At 60.8% G+C, this 20435-nt stretch carries 18 protein-coding genes; 10 read left to right on the top strand and 8 right to left on the bottom strand.

The features are described 5' to 3' along the window. Positions 1-89: 89 nt before the first annotated feature. The 3 genes from pckA to GT753_RS21910 all read left to right on the top strand — a co-directional run bounded on the left by pckA (position 90) and on the right by GT753_RS21910 (position 2573). On the top strand, positions 90-1709 hold the full coding sequence (gene pckA / locus GT753_RS21920; protein WP_015379308.1) for a phosphoenolpyruvate carboxykinase (ATP): 1620 nt from the start codon (positions 90-92) through the stop codon (positions 1707-1709). 127 nt (positions 1710-1836) lie between these two features. Then, the gene (locus GT753_RS21915; protein WP_015379309.1) at positions 1837-2097 is read left to right on the top strand and encodes a plasmid stability-like protein; all 261 of its coding nucleotides are present in this window, start codon (positions 1837-1839) and stop codon (positions 2095-2097) included. After that, positions 2094-2573 carry a type II toxin-antitoxin system VapC family toxin gene (locus tag GT753_RS21910; RefSeq protein WP_076741273.1) on the top strand — a complete coding sequence of 160 codons (480 nt, stop codon included), beginning with the start codon at positions 2094-2096 and terminating at the stop codon, positions 2571-2573. Before GT753_RS21915 ends, GT753_RS21910 begins: the two co-directional genes overlap by 4 nt. Positions 2574-2605: 32 nt before the next feature. Here the strand turns inward: GT753_RS21910 and envZ are convergent, their stop codons facing one another. The 4 genes from envZ to cbpA form a co-directional block, all read right to left on the bottom strand. Then, on the bottom strand, positions 2606-3976 hold the full coding sequence (gene envZ / locus GT753_RS21905; RefSeq protein WP_015379311.1) for a two-component system sensor histidine kinase EnvZ: 1371 nt from the start codon (positions 3974-3976) through the stop codon (positions 2606-2608). Continuing rightward, on the bottom strand, positions 3973-4692 hold the full coding sequence (gene ompR / locus GT753_RS21900) for a two-component system response regulator OmpR (protein ID WP_004709363.1): 720 nt from the start codon (positions 4690-4692) through the stop codon (positions 3973-3975). Before ompR ends, envZ begins: the two co-directional genes overlap by 4 nt. A 257-nt stretch (positions 4693-4949) precedes the next feature. Next, entirely contained in the window at positions 4950-5255 is a 306-nt protein-coding gene (locus tag GT753_RS21895) for a chaperone modulator CbpM (protein WP_004930739.1), read from the bottom strand. A 5-nt stretch (positions 5256-5260) separates the two neighbouring features. Next, the gene (cbpA, locus tag GT753_RS21890; RefSeq protein WP_015379312.1) at positions 5261-6223 is read right to left on the bottom strand and encodes a curved DNA-binding protein; all 963 of its coding nucleotides are present in this window, start codon (positions 6221-6223) and stop codon (positions 5261-5263) included. A gap of 229 nt (positions 6224-6452) precedes the next feature. Here cbpA and greB point away from each other — a divergent pair, with 229 nt between their 5' ends. From greB to GT753_RS21865, 5 genes are all read left to right on the top strand, one after another. Next, on the top strand, positions 6453-6926 hold the full coding sequence (gene greB / locus GT753_RS21885; protein ID WP_004930745.1) for a transcription elongation factor GreB: 474 nt from the start codon (positions 6453-6455) through the stop codon (positions 6924-6926). 157 nt (positions 6927-7083) lie between these two features. Continuing rightward, positions 7084-9417: a Tex family protein gene (locus GT753_RS21880; protein WP_021504764.1), complete on the top strand. Its 2334-nt coding sequence runs from the start codon at positions 7084-7086 to the stop codon at positions 9415-9417. 607 nt (positions 9418-10024) lie between these two features. After that, entirely contained in the window at positions 10025-10249 is a 225-nt protein-coding gene (gene feoA / locus GT753_RS21875; protein WP_004930752.1) for a ferrous iron transporter A, read from the top strand. A gap of 71 nt (positions 10250-10320) precedes the next feature. Further along, positions 10321-12636, top strand: coding sequence for a Fe(2+) transporter permease subunit FeoB (gene feoB, locus GT753_RS21870; protein WP_160125952.1), 2316 nt, complete (start codon positions 10321-10323; stop codon positions 12634-12636). Then, positions 12636-12875: a FeoC-like transcriptional regulator gene (locus tag GT753_RS21865; protein ID WP_004930758.1), complete on the top strand. Its 240-nt coding sequence runs from the start codon at positions 12636-12638 to the stop codon at positions 12873-12875. The genes feoB and GT753_RS21865 overlap by 1 nt, the downstream gene beginning before the upstream one ends. A 44-nt stretch (positions 12876-12919) precedes the next feature. On the opposite strand, the gene GT753_RS21860 is transcribed toward GT753_RS21865, so the two are convergent. Both GT753_RS21860 and bioH read right to left on the bottom strand, forming a co-directional pair. Then, positions 12920-13204: a YdgH/BhsA/McbA-like domain containing protein gene (locus tag GT753_RS21860; RefSeq protein ID WP_004930765.1), complete on the bottom strand. Its 285-nt coding sequence runs from the start codon at positions 13202-13204 to the stop codon at positions 12920-12922. A 270-nt stretch (positions 13205-13474) separates the two neighbouring features. Continuing rightward, a complete protein-coding gene (gene bioH, locus GT753_RS21855) occupies positions 13475-14245 on the bottom strand; it encodes a pimeloyl-ACP methyl ester esterase BioH (RefSeq protein ID WP_160125951.1) in 771 nt (256 codons plus the stop codon). A 40-nt stretch (positions 14246-14285) separates the two neighbouring features. Between bioH and gntX the strand changes: the two genes are divergently transcribed. Both gntX and nfuA read left to right on the top strand, forming a co-directional pair. Further along, the gene (gntX, locus tag GT753_RS21850; RefSeq protein WP_103086222.1) at positions 14286-14969 is read left to right on the top strand and encodes a DNA utilization protein GntX; all 684 of its coding nucleotides are present in this window, start codon (positions 14286-14288) and stop codon (positions 14967-14969) included. Between the two features lie 58 nt (positions 14970-15027). Continuing rightward, positions 15028-15603 (top strand): Fe-S biogenesis protein NfuA, encoded by a 576-nt coding sequence (nfuA, locus tag GT753_RS21845; protein ID WP_004930777.1) that lies wholly within the window; start codon positions 15028-15030, stop codon positions 15601-15603. Between the two features lie 69 nt (positions 15604-15672). Here the strand turns inward: nfuA and malQ are convergent, their stop codons facing one another. Both malQ and malP read right to left on the bottom strand, forming a co-directional pair. After that, positions 15673-17763 (bottom strand): 4-alpha-glucanotransferase, encoded by a 2091-nt coding sequence (malQ, locus tag GT753_RS21840; protein ID WP_160125950.1) that lies wholly within the window; start codon positions 17761-17763, stop codon positions 15673-15675. Positions 17764-17772: 9 nt separating this feature from the next. Next, positions 17773-20178, bottom strand: coding sequence for a maltodextrin phosphorylase (gene malP, locus GT753_RS21835; protein ID WP_160125949.1), 2406 nt, complete (start codon positions 20176-20178; stop codon positions 17773-17775). Between the last annotated feature and the right edge of the window lie 257 nt (positions 20179-20435).

Below are 20435 nucleotides of genomic sequence, written 5' to 3'. Positions count from 1 at the left end.
AAACGTTAAATATTTGATACCCATCGCGGTTACGCACCGTTAGATCCCTACAATTGCCGCCAGAAATTCTGTGACCAAGGAGTAGTAACATGCGCGTTAAAGGTATAACCCCTCAGGATCTGGCCGCTTACGGCATTCACGACGTTAGCGAAATCGTTCACAACCCGAGCTATGAACTGCTGTTTAAGGAAGAAACAGACCCATCTCTGGAAGGTTTTGAGCGTGGGGTAGTCACCAAGCTGGGTGCCGTCTCCGTCGATACCGGCATCTTCACCGGCCGTTCGCCGAAAGACAAATACATCGTCCGCGACGACATCACCCGCGATACCGTGTGGTGGGCCGATCAGGGCAAAGGCAAGAACGACAACAAACCTCTCAGCCCGGAAGTGTGGGCCGATCTGAAACACCTGGTCACCGAGCAACTGTCCGGCAAGCGCCTGTTCGTGGTGGATACCTTCTGCGGCGCCAACGCCGACTCGCGCCTGAAAGTGCGCTTCATCACCGAGGTGGCCTGGCAGGCGCACTTCGTGAAAAACATGTTTATCCGCCCGAGCGACGAAGAGCTGGCTGACTTCGAACCGGACTTCGTGGTGATGAACGGCGCCAAATGCACCAACCCGAACTGGCAGCAGCAAGGCCTGAACTCGGAGAACTTCGTCGCCTTCAACCTGACCGAGCGCATGCAGCTGATCGGCGGCACCTGGTACGGCGGCGAAATGAAGAAAGGCATGTTCTCGATGATGAACTACCTGCTGCCGCTGAAAGGCATCGCCTCGATGCACTGCTCGGCCAACGTGGGCGAGAAAGGCGACGTGGCGGTGTTCTTCGGCCTGTCCGGCACCGGCAAGACCACCCTCTCCACCGATCCTAAGCGTCAGCTGATCGGCGATGACGAGCACGGCTGGGACGACGACGGCGTGTTCAACTTCGAAGGCGGCTGCTACGCCAAGACCATCAAGCTGTCTGAAGAAGCCGAGCCGGACATCTACCACGCCATCAAACGCGATGCGCTGCTGGAAAACGTCACCGTGCTGGCCGACGGCAGCATCGACTTCAATGACGGTTCGAAAACCGAAAACACCCGCGTTTCTTACCCGATCTATCATATCCAGAACATCGTCAAGCCGGTGTCCAAGGCGGGTCACGCCACCAAGGTGATCTTCCTGACCGCCGACGCTTTCGGCGTGCTGCCGCCGGTATCGCGTCTGACCGCCAACCAGACTCAGTACCACTTCCTGTCCGGCTTCACCGCCAAACTGGCCGGCACCGAGCGCGGCGTAACCGAACCGACGCCAACCTTCTCCGCCTGCTTCGGTGCCGCGTTCCTGTCGCTGCACCCGACGCAGTACGCCGAAGTGCTGGTGAAACGCATGCAGGCCGCCGGTGCCCAGGCTTACCTGGTCAACACCGGCTGGAACGGCACCGGCAAACGCATCTCGATCAAAGATACGCGCGGCATCATCGACGCCATCCTGAGCGGTGAGATCGACAAGGCGGAAACCGTCACTCTGCCGATCTTCGATCTGGCGATGCCGACCGCGCTGCCGGGCGTGAATCCGGAGATCCTCGATCCGCGCAATACCTACGCCAGCCTCGAGCAGTGGCAGGAAAAAGCGCAGGATCTGGCCGAGCGCTTCATCACCAACTTCGACAAATACACCGACACGCCTGCAGGCGCCGCGCTGGTCAGCGCTGGCCCGAAGCTGTAATTCGGTAGCATTACCTCTTCAGCTAAGGCGCGGATCCCGCGCCTTTTTTTATTTTTTCGTGATTGCTTTTTGACCAGTGAGACGAGAAAATAAGTCAATGCAATCATTGATAGCAAAGGAGGTTTAAATGGCGACTATCACCGTCAGAAATCTGGACGACGAAATCAAAGAACTGCTGCGTATTTCAGCGGCGAAAAACGGCCACTCCATGGAAGAGGAAGCGCGCATGATCCTGAAGCAGGCGCTGGTGAAAAAGCCGCCGCGCTATGGGTTAGGAACACGCATGCATCAGTACTTCGCCGAATTCGGCGGCGTTGAGTTGGAGATCCCCCCACGTGATGAGGCCCCTCATCGTATCGTCAACTTTGATGAAGATGATGAAAAATGATTGTGCTGGATACCAACGTCGTTTCGGAATTGCTGCGGCCGGCGCCTCACTACAATGTATTGCGCTGGTTAGATGAGCAGGATACGTATCGGTTCTATTTGAGCGCCATCGTGGTTGCGGAGTTGTATACGGGCATCGCCTGCATGCCTCACGGCAAGAAACAGCTCGAACTGCAAACTAACCTCGGCGACATGCTGCAGGAAGAGTTTTCAGACAGAATCTTACCCTTTGACGTCGGCTGTGCGATGCAGCATGCGGAATTAATGGGCGCCAATCGCCGCCGAGGCATTGGCGTCAGCATGCCCGATACCCAAATCGCCGCCACCTGCCTGCATTATGGCGCCACCCTGGCCACCCGCAATACCAAAGACTTCCTCCACTGCGGCATCGAGTTAATCGATCCGTGGCAGGCGCCGACCGGCCGTCGGTTGCATGAAGATGCGGCGGAATACTACGTGATGAGCAGAAAGTCCTGACGGGGCCGCAGCGGCGCGGCCCACACCAGAGGTCAGGCGTTTTCCCTAGCCGTTTGATGGCCGTTGGTCGACTCTTTTTTCTCCATCGGCAACGGAATATACGCGCGGATCAACAGCCCGCCGCGCTCGCTGGTGCCGATATCCAGTTCGCCGTCATGCGCGTCGATAATGCGCTGCACGATCGCCAGCCCCAGACCGGTGCCGCTGGTGCTGCGCGCGCTGTCTCCGCGTACGAACGGCTGCAACAGGTGCTTCAACTCTTCCGGCTTGATGCCCGGCCCGTCATCTTCCACCTGGAACCAACCGCGCTGCAGCTCACGGCCGCTGCTGACCTTGATCCAGCCGTTGCCGTAACGCGCCGCGTTCACCACCATATTCACCGCCGCCCGCTTAATCGACAGCGGATGCACATTCATCATCAGCTCGCCCGGCGACAGCGCGGTTTCAATCACCCGCTCATAGCCGCTCTCGGCCGCGACCACTTCGCCTAAAATGGCGTTCAGATCGCTGCTTTCGGTCGGCATTTCCTGCCCGGTGCGCAGATAATCGATGAACTGCTCGATGATGGCGTTGCACTCTTCGATGTCTTTATTGATCGACTCAGCCAGATAGCCGTCTTCGGCGCTCATCATCTCCGTCGCCAGCCGGATGCGCGTCAACGGCGTGCGCAGGTCGTGGCTGACCCCGGCCATCAGCAACGTGCGGTCATCCGCCAGCTGTTTGACGCCCGACGCCATCTGATTGAATGCGCGAGTCACCGACCGCACTTCGGAAGCGCCATACTCGCGCAGCGGCGGCGGAATAATGCCCTTGCCCACCTGCAGCGCCGCATGTTCCAGCTCCACCAGCGGGCGGTTTTGAATACGAATAAACAGCCAGGCGCCGCCGATCGCCAGCAGCATGATCGCCAGCGTATAGCGGAACAGCGGCGAGAAGTCGCCCTGGTGGATTTCCGTCAGCGGCACGCGCACCCAGATATCGGGCTGCAGCCAGGTTTTCAGCCACACCACCGGGGAGTTCTTGTTCACCTCCACCCGCACATCGGTCGGCCCGCCGAGCTGCTGCGCCATCTGCTGGCTGAGGAACTGGTAGTGCTGCGCCCAGCGCAGGCCGCTCTCCTCCGCCGCCGAGTTGGTGTAGAGAGAGATGCCCAGTTCGCGGTAGATCTCACGGCGGAACGCCGGCGGCACTTCCAGCAACGTGCCGTCTTCCAGCTGCAGCCGATCGGTCATCAGCATACGCACTTCGTAGGCCAATACCTTGTTGAACTGCTGCAGGCTGGGCAGGATGGCGAAGTTCAGCACCACCAGATAGGTCGTCACCAGGCTGACAAACAGCAAGGTGACGATCAACAACAGGGTTCGGGCAAACGAGCTACGCGGTGAAAAGCGCAATCGCCTCATGCCTTACTGCCGTCCGGGACGAAGACGTAGCCGAGACCCCACACGGTCTGGATATAACGCGGATGCGCCGGATCTTCTTCAACCATACGGCGCAGACGAGAGATCTGCACGTCGATGGAGCGTTCCATGGCGCTGTATTCGCGGCCACGCGCCAGGTTCATCAGCTTATCGCGCGACAGCGGTTCACGCGGGTGGCTGACCAGCGCCTTCAGTACCGCGAACTCGCCGCTGGTCAACGGCATCGGTTCGTCTTCGCGGAACATCTCGCGGGTGCCGAGGTTCAGTTTGAATTTGCCGAACGCGATCACCGCCTCTTCCTGCGAAGGCGCGCCCGGCAGTTCGTTCGCCTGACGGCGCAGCACCGCGCGGATACGAGCCAACAGCTCACGCGGGTTGAACGGTTTAGGAATGTAGTCGTCGGCGCCGATTTCCAGCCCCACGATGCGATCGACCTCTTCGCCTTTGGCGGTGACCATAATGATTGGCATCGGGTTGCTCTGGCTGCGCAGGCGGCGGCAGATGGACAGGCCGTCTTCACCCGGCAACATCAGATCGAGCACCATCAAATGGAAGGATTCACGAGTCAGCAAGCGATCCATTTGCTCAGCGTTGGCAACGCTGCGAACCTGGAAGCCCTGCTCGGTTAAATAACGTTCTAAAAGCGCGCGCAGGCGCATGTCATCATCGACAACCAGGATCTTATGATTCTCTTGCATGGTATTACTCCCAAAGGCTTTATTGCCTGACTCGAATATTGTTAGAAAACCTTGCCATTTGAGACAGCGTTTAATGGTATGTATTCTAGACGAAATTGTTACAAAGCTTATTCTTTTCCCCATTTATCAACAATTTTCAGTGAATGTCGACGGGGGTTCGTTAAAATTTCGCCCTTTATCGGCGCAATGTGGGGTGACGGCCCAATTTTGCACAATTTCGCCACCGGCGAACCGACCGGTGGCGTTCAGCTGTCGGGTCAGGAAGTCTGCAGGAAACGCGCCAGCTGCCGGCGCAACTGCCGGTTCTCTTGCTGTAGGGCGTCAACCCGGTCGAGCAGCGTTAGCGCCATGGCGATCCCCGGCCAATCCAGATCCAGCTCGGCCCGCAGCCTGCGCGCGCGCTGCAGGTGGCTCAGCGCCGGATAATCGAACTCCCAGCGCGGCTGCGCCGGCTCCAGCGGCACGATAACGCCCAGGCCGACGATCTCGACCAATTCATCCTCTGAAATCTCCACCCTCTGACACAATTCCACCACGGTGAAAGTGATCTCTTTTTTCATCATCTGCTTTACTCCCATTCCGCGCGCGGGTTGAACGCCGCCTGTTCAGCCAGTTCCCGCCACAGGGCGCTGGCCTTCTCGTTCGGCTTCGGCGGCATCACCACCTTGAGAATAACGTACAGGTCACCGGGCTCTTTCTTGCCCGCCAGCCCTTTGCCCTTGACCCGCAGCCGTTTGCCGCTCTGGCTGCCGGCCGGCACGGTCAGCGCGATTTTGCCGGTCAGCGTCGGCACCTCAATGCTGGCGCCGAGCGCCGCTTCCCACGGAGCGAGCGGCGCCACGATGCTCAGGTTGTGGCCGTCGATCTCGAACAGCGGATGCGGCGCAAGGCGGATGACCAGATACAGGTCGCCGTTCTGGCCGCCGCCCACGCCGGCAACGCCCTGCCCCTTGAGGCGAATGCGCTCGCCGTCGCCCACGCCGGCCGGAATTTTCACGTTCAGCGTCTTGCTGGCTTCGCTTACCTGCCGCCCCAGTTCGTCGTACACCGGCAGCGTGTAGGAAATCTCGCGGCTTTGGCCATGCAGCGTTTCCTCGAGGAACAGCGGCACCTCCATCTCCAGATCCTGGCCGCGGAAGCCATGCCCGCCGTGCGAGTGCGAAGCAGAGCGATGCCCGCCCGCCGCCCGCCCGCCGAACATGCTTTCGAAGAAATCGGAGAAGTCTTGCGCGTCGGCGCCGCCGCCGTGCCATGAAGCGCTCTGCTGATAGCCGCCGCGATCGCCGCGCGCCTGGCGGCCAAAGTTCGGATCGTTGCGGTGCAGCCGGATCTGATCGTACTCGGCGCGGCGCTCCTCGTCCTTCAGCACCTCATAGGCTTCGGCCACTTCCTTGAACTTGCTTTCGGCATCGTCTTCAGTGCTCACGTCAGGGTGATATTTACGCGCCAGCCGACGGTAGGCCGTTTTGATGGTTTTCAGATCGGCGTTGGGCTCAACGCCCATCGTGGCGTAGTAATCTTTAAATTCCATGCGGTAATACCTTCAATGTGTTGGGTTGTGCGCCAAAATTCCTTGTCTCTCTCGCCAGATATCCTCCTTTCGTCACATTCCTTTTCCGCTACGCTAAGCATACTCCCGATCGTTAAAAGCTGCGCAAACTGAATAAAAACCGTGCGACAAGGCACAGGCCCGCGCGCCATTTCTAAAGCCCCCCGCATTCACGTACACTGTGGCGGTGGCCCCATAAAGATAAATCACGATGAGAACTCAACTGATAACCCGTGAAGGGTATGACAAGCTCAAACAAGAGCTGGATTACCTCTGGCGCGAAGAACGCCCCGAGGTGACCAAGAAAGTGACCTGGGCCGCCAGCCTGGGCGACAGAAGCGAAAACGCCGACTACCAATACAACAAGAAGCGGCTGCGCGAGATCGATCGCCGCGTCCGCTATCTGACCAAATGCCTGGAGCAGTTGAAGATCGTCGATTATTCACCGCAGCAGGAAGGCAAAGTGTTCTTCGGCGCCTGGGTAGAGGTGGAGAACGAAGACGGCGAAACCAAACGCTTTCGCATCGTCGGTTACGACGAGATTTTCGGCCGCAAGGATTACATCTCCATTGATGCGCCGATGGCGCGCGCCCTGCTGAAAAAAGAGGTCGGGGACGTCGCCACCGTCAATACCCCGCTGGGCGAGGCGCAGTGGTACGTTAACGAGATAAACTACCCGAAGTAAGCTTTCAGCTTTTTCCTAACCGCCGCCAACGCCGCCGTCTGCGCTGTTCTCCATGCCGCGGCCGCGCGGCGGCGGCCCGCTTCGCTGGCATTTTCCGCGATCAATCCGTATAACTGTCCCCTGTTTATTCACCGTTCTCAATACAGATACCAGACCTATGAATGACCCACTGAGCCGCATTATTGCAACAGAACTGCAGGCCCGGCCGGAGCAAGTCGACTCCGCCATCCGTCTGCTGGATGAAGGTAATACCGTGCCCTTTATTGCACGCTATCGTAAGGAAGTCACCGGGGGCCTGGACGACACCCAACTGCGCCAGCTGGAAACCCGCCTGGGTTATCTGCGTGAACTGGAAGATCGTCGTCAGACCATCCTGAAGTCGATCGATGAACAGGGCAAACTGACTGAACAATTGGCGGGGGCGATCAACGCCACGCTGAGCAAGACCGAACTCGAAGACCTCTACCTGCCGTACAAACCGAAGCGCCGCACCCGTGGCCAGATCGCCATCGAAGCCGGCCTGGAACCGCTGGCGGATACGCTGTGGCAGGATCCGCAACAGCAGCCGGAACAACTGGCTGAACGCTACGTCGACGCCGACAAGGGCGTGGCGGACGTGAAAGCCGCCCTCGACGGCGCGCGCTATATCCTGATGGAGCGCTTCGCCGAAGACGCCGCGCTGCTGGCCAAGGTGCGCGACTACCTGTGGAAAAACGCCCATCTGGTGTCCAAAGTGGTCGAAGGCAAGGAAGAAGAAGGCGCCAAGTTCCGCGACTATTTTGATCACCACGAACCGATTTCTCAGGTGCCTTCACACCGCGCGCTGGCGATGTTCCGCGGCCGCAACGAAGGCGTGCTGCAGCTGGCGCTGAACGCCGATCCGCAGTTTGAGGAAGCCCCGCGCGAAAGCCAGGCGGAGCTGATCATCATCAATCACCTCAACCTGCGCCTGAACAACGCCCCGGCCGACGCCTGGCGCAAGGCGGTGGTCAACTGGACCTGGCGCATCAAGGTGTTGCTGCACCTGGAAACCGAGCTGATGGGCACGGTGCGCGAGCGCGCGGAAGATGAAGCAATCAACGTTTTCGCCCGCAATATGCATGATCTGCTGATGGCCGCGCCGGCCGGCATGCGCGCCACCATGGGCCTCGATCCGGGCCTGCGCACCGGGGTGAAAGTCGCCGTGGTCGACGCGACCGGCAAGCTGGTCGCCACCGACACCGTCTACCCGCACACCGGGCAAGCGGCGAAAGCCGCCGCCATCGTCGCGGCGCTGTGCATCAAACACAACGTGGAGCTGGTGGCCATCGGCAACGGCACCGCTTCACGTGAAACCGAGCGCTTTTATCTCGACCTGCAAAAGCAGTTCGGCGAAGTCCGGGCGCAGAAAGTGATCGTCAGCGAAGCGGGCGCGTCGGTGTATTCCGCGTCTGAATTGGCGGCGCAGGAATTCCCGGATCTCGACGTATCGCTGCGCGGTGCGGTGTCCATCGCTCGCCGCCTGCAGGATCCGCTGGCGGAGCTGGTGAAGATCGACCCGAAATCCATCGGCGTCGGCCAGTATCAGCACGACGTCAGCCAGAGCCAGCTGGCGAAGAAACTGGACTCGGTGGTGGAAGACTGCGTAAACGCCGTCGGCGTCGATCTGAACACCGCGTCGGTGCCGTTGCTGACCCGCGTGGCCGGCCTGACGCGCATGATGGCGCAGAACATCGTCAATTGGCGCGACGAGAACGGCCGCTTCAGCAACCGTGAACAGCTGCTGAAGGTCAGCCGTCTGGGGCCGAAGGCCTTCGAACAGTGCGCCGGCTTCCTGCGTATCAACCACGGCGACAACCCGCTGGATGCTTCCACCGTTCACCCGGAAGCCTATCCGGTGGTGCAACGCATCCTGGCCGCCACCGAGCAGGCGCTGCAGGACCTGATGGGCAACGCCTCCGCGGTGCGCAGCCTGAAAGCGGTTGATTTCACCGACGACAAGTTCGGCGTGCCGACGGTCACCGACATTCTGAAAGAGCTGGAGAAGCCGGGCCGTGACCCGCGTCCGGAATTCAAAACCGCCACCTTCGCCGAAGGCGTGGAAACCCTCAACGATCTGCAGCCGGGCATGATCCTGGAAGGCTCGGTGACCAACGTCACCAACTTCGGCGCCTTCGTGGATATCGGCGTGCATCAGGACGGCCTGGTGCACATCTCCTCGCTGGCGGACAAATTCGTCGAAGATCCGCACACCGTGGTGAAAGCCGGCGACATCGTCAAAGTGAAGGTGATGGAAGTCGATCTGCAGCGTAAACGCATTGCGCTGAGCATGCGCCTGGATGAGCAACCGGGCGAGGGTTCACCGCGTCGCGGCGGCAACGCGCCTGCCCAGACGCGCGACAACGCCAACCGTTCGGCAGGCGGCAACAAGGCCAAACCGCGCAACGCGGCGCCGGCCGGCAACAGCGCCATGGGCGACGCGCTGGCGGCGGCATTCGGCAAGAAACGCTAAGTCGGAACCGACAGGGCGGAGCCTGCTCCGCCCTTTCCGAGAAAGAAAACTTGCGGCATTTTTTTGACCCGCCTCAATAAACCGTTATCTTTTTATTTCCCGTTGCTGCGTGACCGCCCTCCCATTGTTAAAGCGGCAAACATCCCTTCTGCAGCCGTTTATTAACAACGTCGTTAACACACATTTTTCATTCTGCGAATTGTGAGCGAAACACAAATGGTTACCGCTCGTATTACGGCGGAATAATGTTATTGAATTGCCTTTCATCAGAAATAAATAAGGGAAAAACGCCATCAATATTTGCAAACGAGAAAACTCGGCTACAAATACGCAACTGATTTAACTCACCATTCTCATTTGTCGCCGAGTAAAAGCAGTGGTAAAACGGGGCTTATCAAGACGACACAACCAAAAACTGTCGACGCCATAATAATTGGTTACAATACCCCTACTTTTTGTATTGAACGCGATAATGATAATTACTATTATTTGCGCTCACTTTATTGCATGACCTTATGGATGAATACCGCCGACGGCGTGGCATTTTCGCCGGCAACGTCCAATTATCATCAGCCCGATGTTCATCGGCACCCGGAAGGTTAATCACATGCAGCTTCAACCTAAACACACATATAAGATTGTCGGCTTTTCCGGTGAAATTGCGCCGGCCTACCGCCAGAAACTGTTATCGCTCGGCATGCTGCCCGGCTCTTCGTTCGACGTGGTGCGCGTCGCGCCGCTGGGCGATCCGATAGAAATAAAAACCCGCCGCGTCAGCCTGGTGCTGCGCAGGAAGGATCTGGCGCTGCTGCAGCTCGACGGCCAGTCCTGAACCGGCGCACCTCCATTTGCCGACGCGTCCTTGCGCCGGCGCGGCTCTCCTTGAAGACGACACGCAGAACTATGAAAAAACTCACCATCGGCTTAATCGGTAACCCGAACTCCGGCAAAACCACGCTGTTCAACCAGCTGACCGGCGCACGCCAACGGGTCGGTAACTGGGCGGGCGTGACGGTCGAACGCAAAGAAGGCCATTTCACTACCCCGCAGTCCGACGTGCGGCTGGTCGATTTGCCCGGCACCTACTCCCTGACCACCATTTCAGAGCAAACCTCGCTCGATGAGCAGATCGCCTGCCACTACATTTTGAGCGGCGACGCCGATCTGCTGATCAACGTGGTCGACGCCTCCAACCTGGAGCGCAATCTCTACCTGACGCTGCAGCTGCTGGAGCTGGGCATTCCCTGCATCGTGGCGCTGAACATGCTCGACATCGCCAAAAGCCAGCATATCGATATCGACGTCGCCGCGCTGTCGGCGCGCCTCGGCTGCCCGGTAGTGCCGATGATCTCCACCCGCGCCGACGGCATCGGCGTGCTGAAACAGATGATCGACAATCATCGCCTCAACGAACAGCAGGCGTTGGTAAACTACCCGCCGTTGCTGCTGAAAGCGGTCGCCACGCTGAGCGATGCCATGCCGCAAACGCTACCGGCGGTGCAACGCCGCTGGCTGGCATTGCAGATGCTGGAAGGCGACATCTACAGCCACCGGCTGGCCGGTCCCGCCGTCGCGCTGCTGCCTGCGGCCATTCAGGCGTTGCAACAGCAGCAGCAAGAAGACCCGGCGCTGGTGATCGCCGACGCGCGCTACCAGTCTATCGCCACCCTGAGCGACGCGGTCAGCAACTCGCAGCAGGCGATGCCCAACCGCCTGACCGACATGCTGGATAAAGTGATCCTCAACCGCTGGCTGGGCGTACCGATCTTCCTGTTGGTGATGTACCTGATGTTCCTGCTGGCGATCAACATCGGCGGCGCGCTGCAGCCGATCTTCGATATCGGCTCGGCGGCGATCTTCATTCAGGGCATTCAATGGCTCGGCTACACCCTGCACTTCCCCGACTGGCTGACCGTTTTCCTGGCGCAGGGCGTCGGCGGCGGCATCAACACCGTGCTGCCGCTGGTGCCGCAGATCGGCATGATGTACCTGTTCCTGTCGTTCCTGGAAGACTCCGGCTACATGGCGCGTGCGGCGTTCGTGATGGATCGCCTGATGCAGGCGCTCGGGCTGCCGGGCAAATCCTTTGTGCCGCTGATCGTCGGTTTCGGCTGCAACGTGCCGTCCATCATGGGCGCCCGTACGCTGGACGCCCAACGCGAGCGCCTGATCACCATCATGATGGCGCCGTTCATGTCCTGCGGCGCCCGGCTGGCGATCTTCGCGGTGTTTGCCGCCGCCTTCTTTGGCCAGGACGGCGCAGGGGTGGTGTTCTCGCTGTACATGCTCGGCATCGCGGTGGCGATCCTCACCGGCCTGGTACTCAAATACACCCTCATGCGCGGCGAAGCCTCGCCGTTCGTGATGGAGCTGCCGGTTTACCACGTGCCGCACCTGAAAAGCCTGCTGCTGCAAACCTGGCAGCGGTTGAAAGGGTTCGTGTTGCGCGCCGGTAAGGTGATCGTGGTGGCCAGCATATTCATCGGCGGCCTGAACAGCTTCTCGTTCAGCGGCAAAACGGTCGACAACATCAACGACTCCGCGCTGGCCACGGTTTCCAAGGTGCTGACGCCGTTGCTGCAGCCGATGGGCGTCCACCGCGATAACTGGCAGGCCACCGTCGGCCTGGTGACCGGCGCGATGGCGAAAGAAGTGGTGGTCGGCACGCTGAATACGCTGTATACCGCCGAGCACATCAACAAAGAGGCGTTCGACGCCGCCAACTTCAACCTGCTCGATGAGCTGGGCGGCGCGCTGCAGGAAACCTGGGACGGCCTGAAAAACACCTTCAGCCTGAGCGTGCTGTCCAACCCGATCGAAGCCAGCAAGGGCGACGGCGAGATGGGCGTCGGCTCGATGGGCGTGATGAGCAGCAAATTCGGCTCCGGCATCTCCGCCTACAGCTATCTGATCTTCGTGCTGCTGTATGTGCCCTGCGTCTCGGTGATGGGCGCCATCGCCCGCGAATCGAGCCGCGGCTGGATGATATTCTCCATCCTGTGGGGGCTGAACGTGGCCTACTCGCTGGCGACGCTGTTCTACCAAGCGGCGACCTTCAACCAACATCCGCAGTACAGCCTGACGGCGATCCTGGCGGTGCTGCTGGTGAATCTGCTGGTGCTGTTCGGCCTGCGCCGGGCGCGCAGCCGCGTCACGGTGCGCCTGGGCAACGCCACGCCGGCGGCCTGTTGTCAGGGCGCCAAAGGGAGCTGTCACTGATGGCCGGGCTGCTGCAGGTGCGCGATGCGCTGGCGCTGCGCGGCAGCGCCCAGGCGCAGCAGCTCAGCCAATCGCTGGCGACGCCGCTGCCGCTGGTGCAGGCGATGCTGGATCGTTTGACGGCGATGGGGAAAGTGGAGCGCATCGAACAGGATGACGGCGCCTGTTTGAGCGGCGGCTGCAAAAGCTGCCCGCAGGGCCAGGGGTGCAGCACGGTGTTCTACCGACTGAAAGCCTGAAGATAAGGGGCGCCAATGACGGGCGCCCCATTACCGTTCAAGGCTTATTGTTTGTCTTTGTAAACTTCGGCGATGGCGCTGAATTTACCGTGTTCGCGGCCTGCCAGGATCACGTAGTATTGACCGCCCTTTTCGTCAGCCAGTTTGGACAGCTCTTCCTTGGCGTCCATCGGTGACGTGGTTTCCGCCGTCGTGGTGACGGTGCCGATCTTCTCGTATTTACCCGGGTTCTTATCCAGATCTTCCTTGGTCAGCAGGGTTGCCGCCATGGAGCCGAAAGACACCGAACCCAGCACTGCCGCTGCAATAATCATCTTCAATGATTTCATGACACTAACCTCTCAATGGATAATTTATCTGTTATGAAAGCCGTCAAAAATCCATGCGTAGTACCGCAGGCTGCCGCGACATCCTCAGGCCTCGTTGCTTTCCCTGACGGGGCCCGTTTCCCAGAGACGAAACGCCAAAATGAAAAGCGCCGCACGCGGTCTTTTCATTTTGCAGCCAACGCATTGACTCACTAAGTATTGAACAGCTTTGTCTTTTATCCACCCGGCAGCGTTTTTTTTCGCGCTCTATCGTGCGTTTTCCCACTGCATTCAATGTGCTGCAATAAACGCTTCGATCATCGTCACAAATTCATCGGGATGAGAGATAAACGGCGCATGGGCGGCTTTGGCCACTATCTGCGACGTGGAGTTCGGCCAGGCGGCATCGAGCAGCTCGGCGACCTTGCGCGGCACTAACCCGTCCAGATAGCCGTAAATCCGCAGCAGCGGCAGATTCAACTCCGCCAGCGGCGCGCGCAGATCGGCGGTGCGCAGGATCTCCAGCCCGCCGTTCAACACCTCGACGCTCGGCGTCGGCTGATTAAGCACCACCGCTTTCAGCTGGCGCGCATCCTGACGCGCGCTCTCGGTGCCCAGCGTTTGCAGCGCCAGAAAACGCTCGACGGTGCGCTGGAAATCCAGGCTCAGCTGATGCTGGAAACCGCTCAGCACGTCCGGGCGGATCCCCGGCCACGCATCGCGAGCGGCAAAACACGGCGAGGAGGCCACGGTGATAAGCCCCTTGACCCGCCCGGGCTGCATCAGCGCCGCCTGGCTGGCCACCAGCCCGCCGAGCGACCAGCCAAGCCACCAGGCCTGCGGCGGGGCGGTCGCCAGCACGATATCCGTCATCTGCTCCAGCGACAGGGCGCCGAACCCCTGGCTGCGGCCGTATCCCGGCAGATCGACCAGGTGCAGGCGAAAATGCGGCGTCAGTCGCGCCTGGATGCAACTCCACACTTCGGCGTTCAATCCCCAGCCGTGCAGCAGCACAAGATCGCGTTCGCCTTCGCCTATTGTTTGCCAGTACAGCGCTGTCATTGGTTACTGTCCTTTCATGCTTATCCGTGTCGGAGACCCTATGCTATCAATCCGCAGCCGCTGTTGGCTATGCCGACAGCCGTTGAGCCTGGTGCGTCATGGCATCTGCAGTTGCTGCCTGCGCCATCTGCCGGTCAACCCTCCGTGTTGCCCGCGCTGCGGATTGCCCGCCGGCGAGACGCAAATGCCCTGCGGCCGCTGCCTGCAACGGCCGCCGCCCTGGCAGCGGCTGGTGTTCGTCGGCGACTACGTTGCGCCGCTCAGCCAACTGGTAAAAAGGTTCAAGTTCCACCGCGCGCCCGAGCTGGCGCCGACGCTGGCGCGCCTGATGCTGCTGCGGTGGCAGCAGGCGCGAAGAGAGCAGTATCTGAACAGACCCGACCTGATTTTAGCGGTACCCTTGCATGCATCACGCTGCTGGCGCCGTGGCTATAATCAGAGCGATCTGCTGGCCCGGCCGCTGGCGCGCTGGCTGGGCTGCGCCTATCGGCCCGCCGCCTTGCGCCGGGTGCGCAAAACCGCCCTGCAACAGCGGCTGAGCGCCCCTGCCCGCAGACGCAATCTGCAGCGCGCGTTCGCCTGTACCGTGCCGGTCGCCGGCCGGCATATCGCCCTGGTGGATGACGTGGTGACCACCGGCAGCACCGTCGCGGCGATCGCGGCGCTGCTGCGGCGGCAAGGCGCCGCTTCGGTGCAGATATGGTGCGTTTGCCGCACGTTGTAGTGCCACGGCAATGGGCGTATTATAACCGACTATAGAAGTCAACTATTGAGCTAATGCTATGATCCGTATAACAGATGCTGCACAGGAACACTTTGCCAAACTGCTGGCAAATCAAGAAGAAGGCACCCAAATCCGCGTATTCGTGATCAACCCGGGCACGCCGACGGCCGAATGCGGTGTCTCTTATTGCCCGCCGGACGCGGTAGAAGCGACGGATACCGAACTGAAGTTCGACAAACTGTCCGCCTATGTCGATGAGCTGAGCGCGCCGTATCTGGAAGACGCCGAAATCGACTTCGTGACCGACCAGCTGGGTTCTCAGCTGACGCTGAAGGCGCCGAACGCCAAGATGCGCAAGGTCGATGACGACGCACCGCTGATGGAGCGCGTGGAATACGTGCTGCAGTCGCAGATCAACCCGCAGCTGGCGGGCCACGGCGGCCGCGTAACGCTGATGGAGATCACCGACGACAACATGGCTATTCTGCAGTTCGGCGGCGGTTGCAACGGCTGTTCGATGGTGGACGTCACGCTGAAAGAAGGCATCGAGAAAGAGCTGCTGCAGAAATTCCCGGAGCTGAAGGGCGTGCGTGACCTGACCGAGCACCAGCGCGGCGAGCACTCCTACTATTGATACCCGGCGTTCGCGCCACGGTAGATAACACAATGCCGGAAGGGGGAACCCGTTCCGGCATTGTCGTTTTCAGCCCACCGACACCTTGCGGCGCCGCTTGTCCAAATCCTTCAGTAAGCGGTTTATGTGCGGGTCGGCAAACATCTCCTCCAGCGTCTGGGTCAGCTTGCGCCGCCAGTTAGGGTATTGATCGCTGGTGCCGGGAATATTGACCGGATCGGCCATATCCAGCCAGTCTTCCGGCTGCAGGCCGAGCAAGGCGCTGGCGCTGTCGGCAACATAGCGCTGCAGGCCGCGGTTGAGCAGCGGGCTCATGCCGAGCAGCGCCGCCTTCTTGCCCACCTTCTGCGGCACGCAGCCATAGCGATGCAATCCGTCCAGCAACCCCTGTTTGGCGCGTTCCCGATCGGCGAACAGCGCCCGCAGGATCTCCGCATCCGGGTAAAGGCCCAGCCGATTGCCGAGCGTCAGATCGTCGCTTTGCCAATAGCCGCGCAGCGTCGGCAGATCGTGGGTGGTGATGGTCGCCATCGCCTGCACCGGATAGGCCTGCGGCGCGCGGAAATGGTGCTCGCCGTCGCTTTCGAAATAGAGCACTTTGTAGGAGTAGACGCCGCTGTCGCGCAGCTTGCCGACGATCTCCACCGGCACCGTGCCGAGATCCTCGCCGATCACCATGCAACGGTGGCGCTGGCTTTCCAGCGCCAGCACCGCCAGCAGATCGTCCACCGGGTATTTGACATAGGCGCCGCGATCGGCGGTTTCGCCATACGGGATCCACCACAGCCGCAGCAGCGCCATGACGTGATCGATGCGCAGCGCGCCGCAGCTGGTCATGTTGGCGCGCAAAAGATCGATGAACGGCTGATACCCGCGCGCCGCCATCACGTGCGGATCCATCGGCGGCAGGCCCCAGTTTTGCCCCAGCGGCCCCAGAATATCCGGCGGCGCCCCGACCGACGCTTTCAGGCAGTACAGCTCACGGTCACACCAGGTTTCCGCCCCGCCTTCCGCCACCCCGACCGCCAGATCGCGATACAGGCCAATCGGCATCTGCTGCTGCCTGCTCTGGTCAAAACACTGCGCGAACTGGGTGGCCGCCAGCCATTGCAGCCACAGGTAAAAGCGGACCGCGTCCTGATGTTCGGCGCAGAACTGCCGCACCGCGTCGCTCTGCCCCTGCCGATAGCGCTCGGGCCAGGCCGGCCAGCCCCACTGGCTGGCGTCTTTGGCCGCCAGATGGGCATGCAGCGCATCAAACGCCGCCTGCTGATACAGGCTGTCGCCCCCCTCAGCCACGAACTGCTCGAACGCCTGACGCTGCGCGTCGTTCGGCTGGCGCGCCTGAAACAGCGGGAACGCCAGCTTCAGCGCCGCCAGCTTCAGCTGCATCACGGCGGTGTAGTCCACCCACTCTGCGGCGCGCGCCTTGGCCAGCTGCTTCTGCGTCGCCGGCTTCTGCCACCAGCGCTGCGCCGCGTCGCTGCGCTGGAAGTCCTCCACCGCGTTGACGTCGATATACGCCAGATTCAGCCAGCGGCGCGATGAGGGGCTGTAGGGGCTGGCGCTCTCAGGGTTGGCCGGATACAGCGCATGGATCGGATTGAGGCCGACGAAGGCACCGCCGCGTTCCCCCACCTGCTCCACCATCAGGCGCAGATCGCCGAAATCGCCGATGCCCCAGTTGCGATCGGAACGCAGCGTATACAACTGAACGCAGGCGCCCCACAGTTTCTTGCCGGTCAGCAAGGCGTCCGGCTCGAAGCAGCGTCTCGGCGCGACGATCACTCGGCATGGCCACTGCTGCTCGCCCTGGCTCAGCGTCAATTGGTGGTACCCCATCGGCAGATCGCCGGGCAGCGTCAGGGTCTTGCGCGCGCCGACGCGCCCCTGCAGGCATTCGCCGTCTTCACGCCGCAGCGCCCACAGGTACTCGCCTTCACCCGCCGGGGTCAACGCCAGCGGCGCGCCCTGATAGAACACCTTGACCGCCGGTAACGGTGATGCCGCGCCTTCCTGCGCGCCATCGGCCCGATTCATGGCCGCCAACAGCTTGCGCTTGGTCTCCGGTTCAATCGCCTGCCGCTTGCCGTGGGCATTGATAAAATCGGCAGCGATCCCCGCCTGCGCTGCCGCCTGATCGATACGCTTGCGATCCATTCGCTCTCCTTAACGTTTGGCTTGCCAGATACGCTGCTGATAATCGCGGATCGAGCGATCCGAGCTGAACATGCCGACGCGCGCGGTGTTAAGGATAGTCCGCCGCGTCCATTCGTCCCGATCGCGATACAGCTCGTCGACCCGGCGCTGCGCCTGGCAGTACGAGGCAAAGTCCGCCAGCACCAGGTAGGGATCGCCGCCTTCCAGCAGGCTGTGCAGCATCATGTCGAACGCGTGCTTGTCGCCGTGGCTGAAGGCACCGCTCGCCAGCTCGTCCAGAATCGCCTTCAGGTGCTTGTCTTTCTTGCGGTAGCTGAGCGGATCGTAACCCTTCGCCACTATCGCCTTCACCTGCTCCACGGTATTGCCGAAGATAAAGATATTGTCTTCGCCCACCTGCTCGGCGATTTCGACGTTGGCGCCGTCCAGCGTGCCGACCGTCAGCGCGCCGTTCAACGCCAGCTTCATGTTGCCGGTGCCGGAAGCCTCTTTGCCGGCGGTGGAGATCTGTTCGGAGATATCCGCCGCCGGGATCATCAATTCGGCTACCGACACACGGTAGTCAGGGATGAACGCCACTTTCAGGCGATCCTTCACCAGCGGATCGTTGTTGATCTTCTCGGCCGCCTGGTTAATGGCGTAGATGATGTTCTTCGCCAGGTAGTAACCCGGCGCCGCCTTGGCGCCGAACAGGAACACGCGCGGCACGATGTCCAGGTTCGGGTTGTCGCGCAGCTGGCGATACAGCGACAGGATATGCAGCAGGTTCAGGTGCTGGCGTTTGTACTCGTGCAGGCGTTTGATCTGCACGTCGAAGATCGCGTCCGGGTCGAGCGTCAACCCCATCACGCCGTGCACGTACTGGGCCAGCGCCACCTTGTTGTCGCGTTTGATCTGCTGATAACGCTGGCGGAACGCCGCGTCGTCAGCGAATTTCTCCAGCCCGCGCAGCGCGTCGAGATCGTTCGCCCACTCCACCTTCAGCGTCTCATCGATCAGGCCCGACAGCGCCGGGTTGCACTGTTTCAGCCAGCGGCGCGGCGTGATGCCGTTGGTGACGTTATGGAATTTATTCGGCCATAGCTGGTGGTATTCCGGGAACAGATCTTTCACCACCAGATCCGAATGCAGCTGCGCCACGCCGTTGACCGCAAAGCCGCTGACCACGCACAGGTTGGCCATGCGCACCTGCTTGTCATGGTGTACAGCCAGCTTGGCCCACACCGCCTCGTCGCCCGGCCAGTGCTTATCCACCAGCTTTTTGAACCTGGCGTTGATCTGTTTGATGATGGAGAAATGGCGCGGCAGCAGGCTGCGCACCAATTTTTCATCCCAGCATTCCAGCGCTTCCGGCATCAGGGTGTGGTTGGTATAGGCGAAGGTGTTGCTGGTGATCGCCCAGGCCGCCTCCCACTCCAACTGGTGCTCGTCCAGCAGAATGCGCAGCATTTCCGGAATCGCGATGGTCGGGTGGGTGTCGTTCAGCTGGATCACTTCATACTTCGGCAGTTCTTCAATCTTGCGGCCGGCCTGATGATGCTTGCGTAAAATATCCGCCACCGAGCAGGCGCACTGGAAATACTGCTGCATCAGGCGCAGGCGTTTGCCGGCTTGATGGTTGTCGTTCGGGTAGAGCACCTTGGTCAGCTTGTCGGCTTCTACGCCCTGCTTCTCAGCCTGCAGGAACTTGCCGTCGTTGAAATCGCTCAGGTTGAACGGATGCTGATGAGTCGCCTGCCACAGACGCAGCGGCTGCGCCACGCCGTTGCGATACCCCAGAACCGGCAGATCCCAGGCTTCGCCGCGCAGGGTGAAGGCCGGGCGCCACAGTTCGCGGCCGTCGGCCTGCTTTTCCAGCTTGCCGCCGATGCCCACGTCCACCGCCAGCGCGGCGTTGTGGCGGAACCACGGGTAGCTCTCGCGCTGCCAGTTATCCGGCGCCTCTTGCTGCTGCCCATCGCGGAACGACTGGCGGAACAGCCCATACTGATAATTCAGCCCATAGCCGGTGGCCGGTTGTTCCACCGTCGCCATCGAGTCGAGGAAACAGGCCGCCAGCCGCCCCAACCCGCCGTTGCCCAGCGCCGGATCGGTTTCCTGTTCCAGCAGGTCCGCCAGCTTGATGTTCTGCTCGGCCAGCGCCTGCTCGACGGTGTCGTACCAGCCCAGGTTGATCAGGTTGTTCGCCGTCAGCCGACCGATCAGAAACTCCATCGAGATGTAGTTCACGTGACGCAGCGGTTTGGCGCTTTTGCGCGGCGCCGGCTGTGCGGCCAGTTGCTCGGCCAGCGCCGCACTGACGGCTTCCCACCATTGATGTTGCGTCATTTGCTGCGCGGAACTGAGGCCGAACCGTTGCCACTGACGGGCGAGCGCCGCCAGAAAAGCATCCTTCTTGAGCGTAGGCTGTGACATAAGGAAAACTCTCTATCCAGTAAGTGGGTCAAATTGCCGCTATCGTGCCGGTGAGAAAGCCTGACGGCATCATCCCGCCTGGGGATTAGCTGGGGAGGAGGATTGGGGCGTAGCTGGAATTGTGATCTCAGGCACTTTTTGACTCCCTTGCAACGATGCAAAAAAGCCCGCCAACGCGTGCGGCGAGCACTGAGAACGTTAACCCTGACGTTAGCACAAGTATTCGCGCTGCTGAAGTTTTGTCCATGGCCGGAAAT

Source organism: Serratia sp. Z4 (assembly GCF_009900725.1).
GTDB classification, from domain to species: Bacteria; Pseudomonadota; Gammaproteobacteria; order Enterobacterales; family Enterobacteriaceae; genus Serratia; species Serratia nematodiphila.
This window is presented reverse-complemented; position numbering and strand designations above follow the sequence as displayed.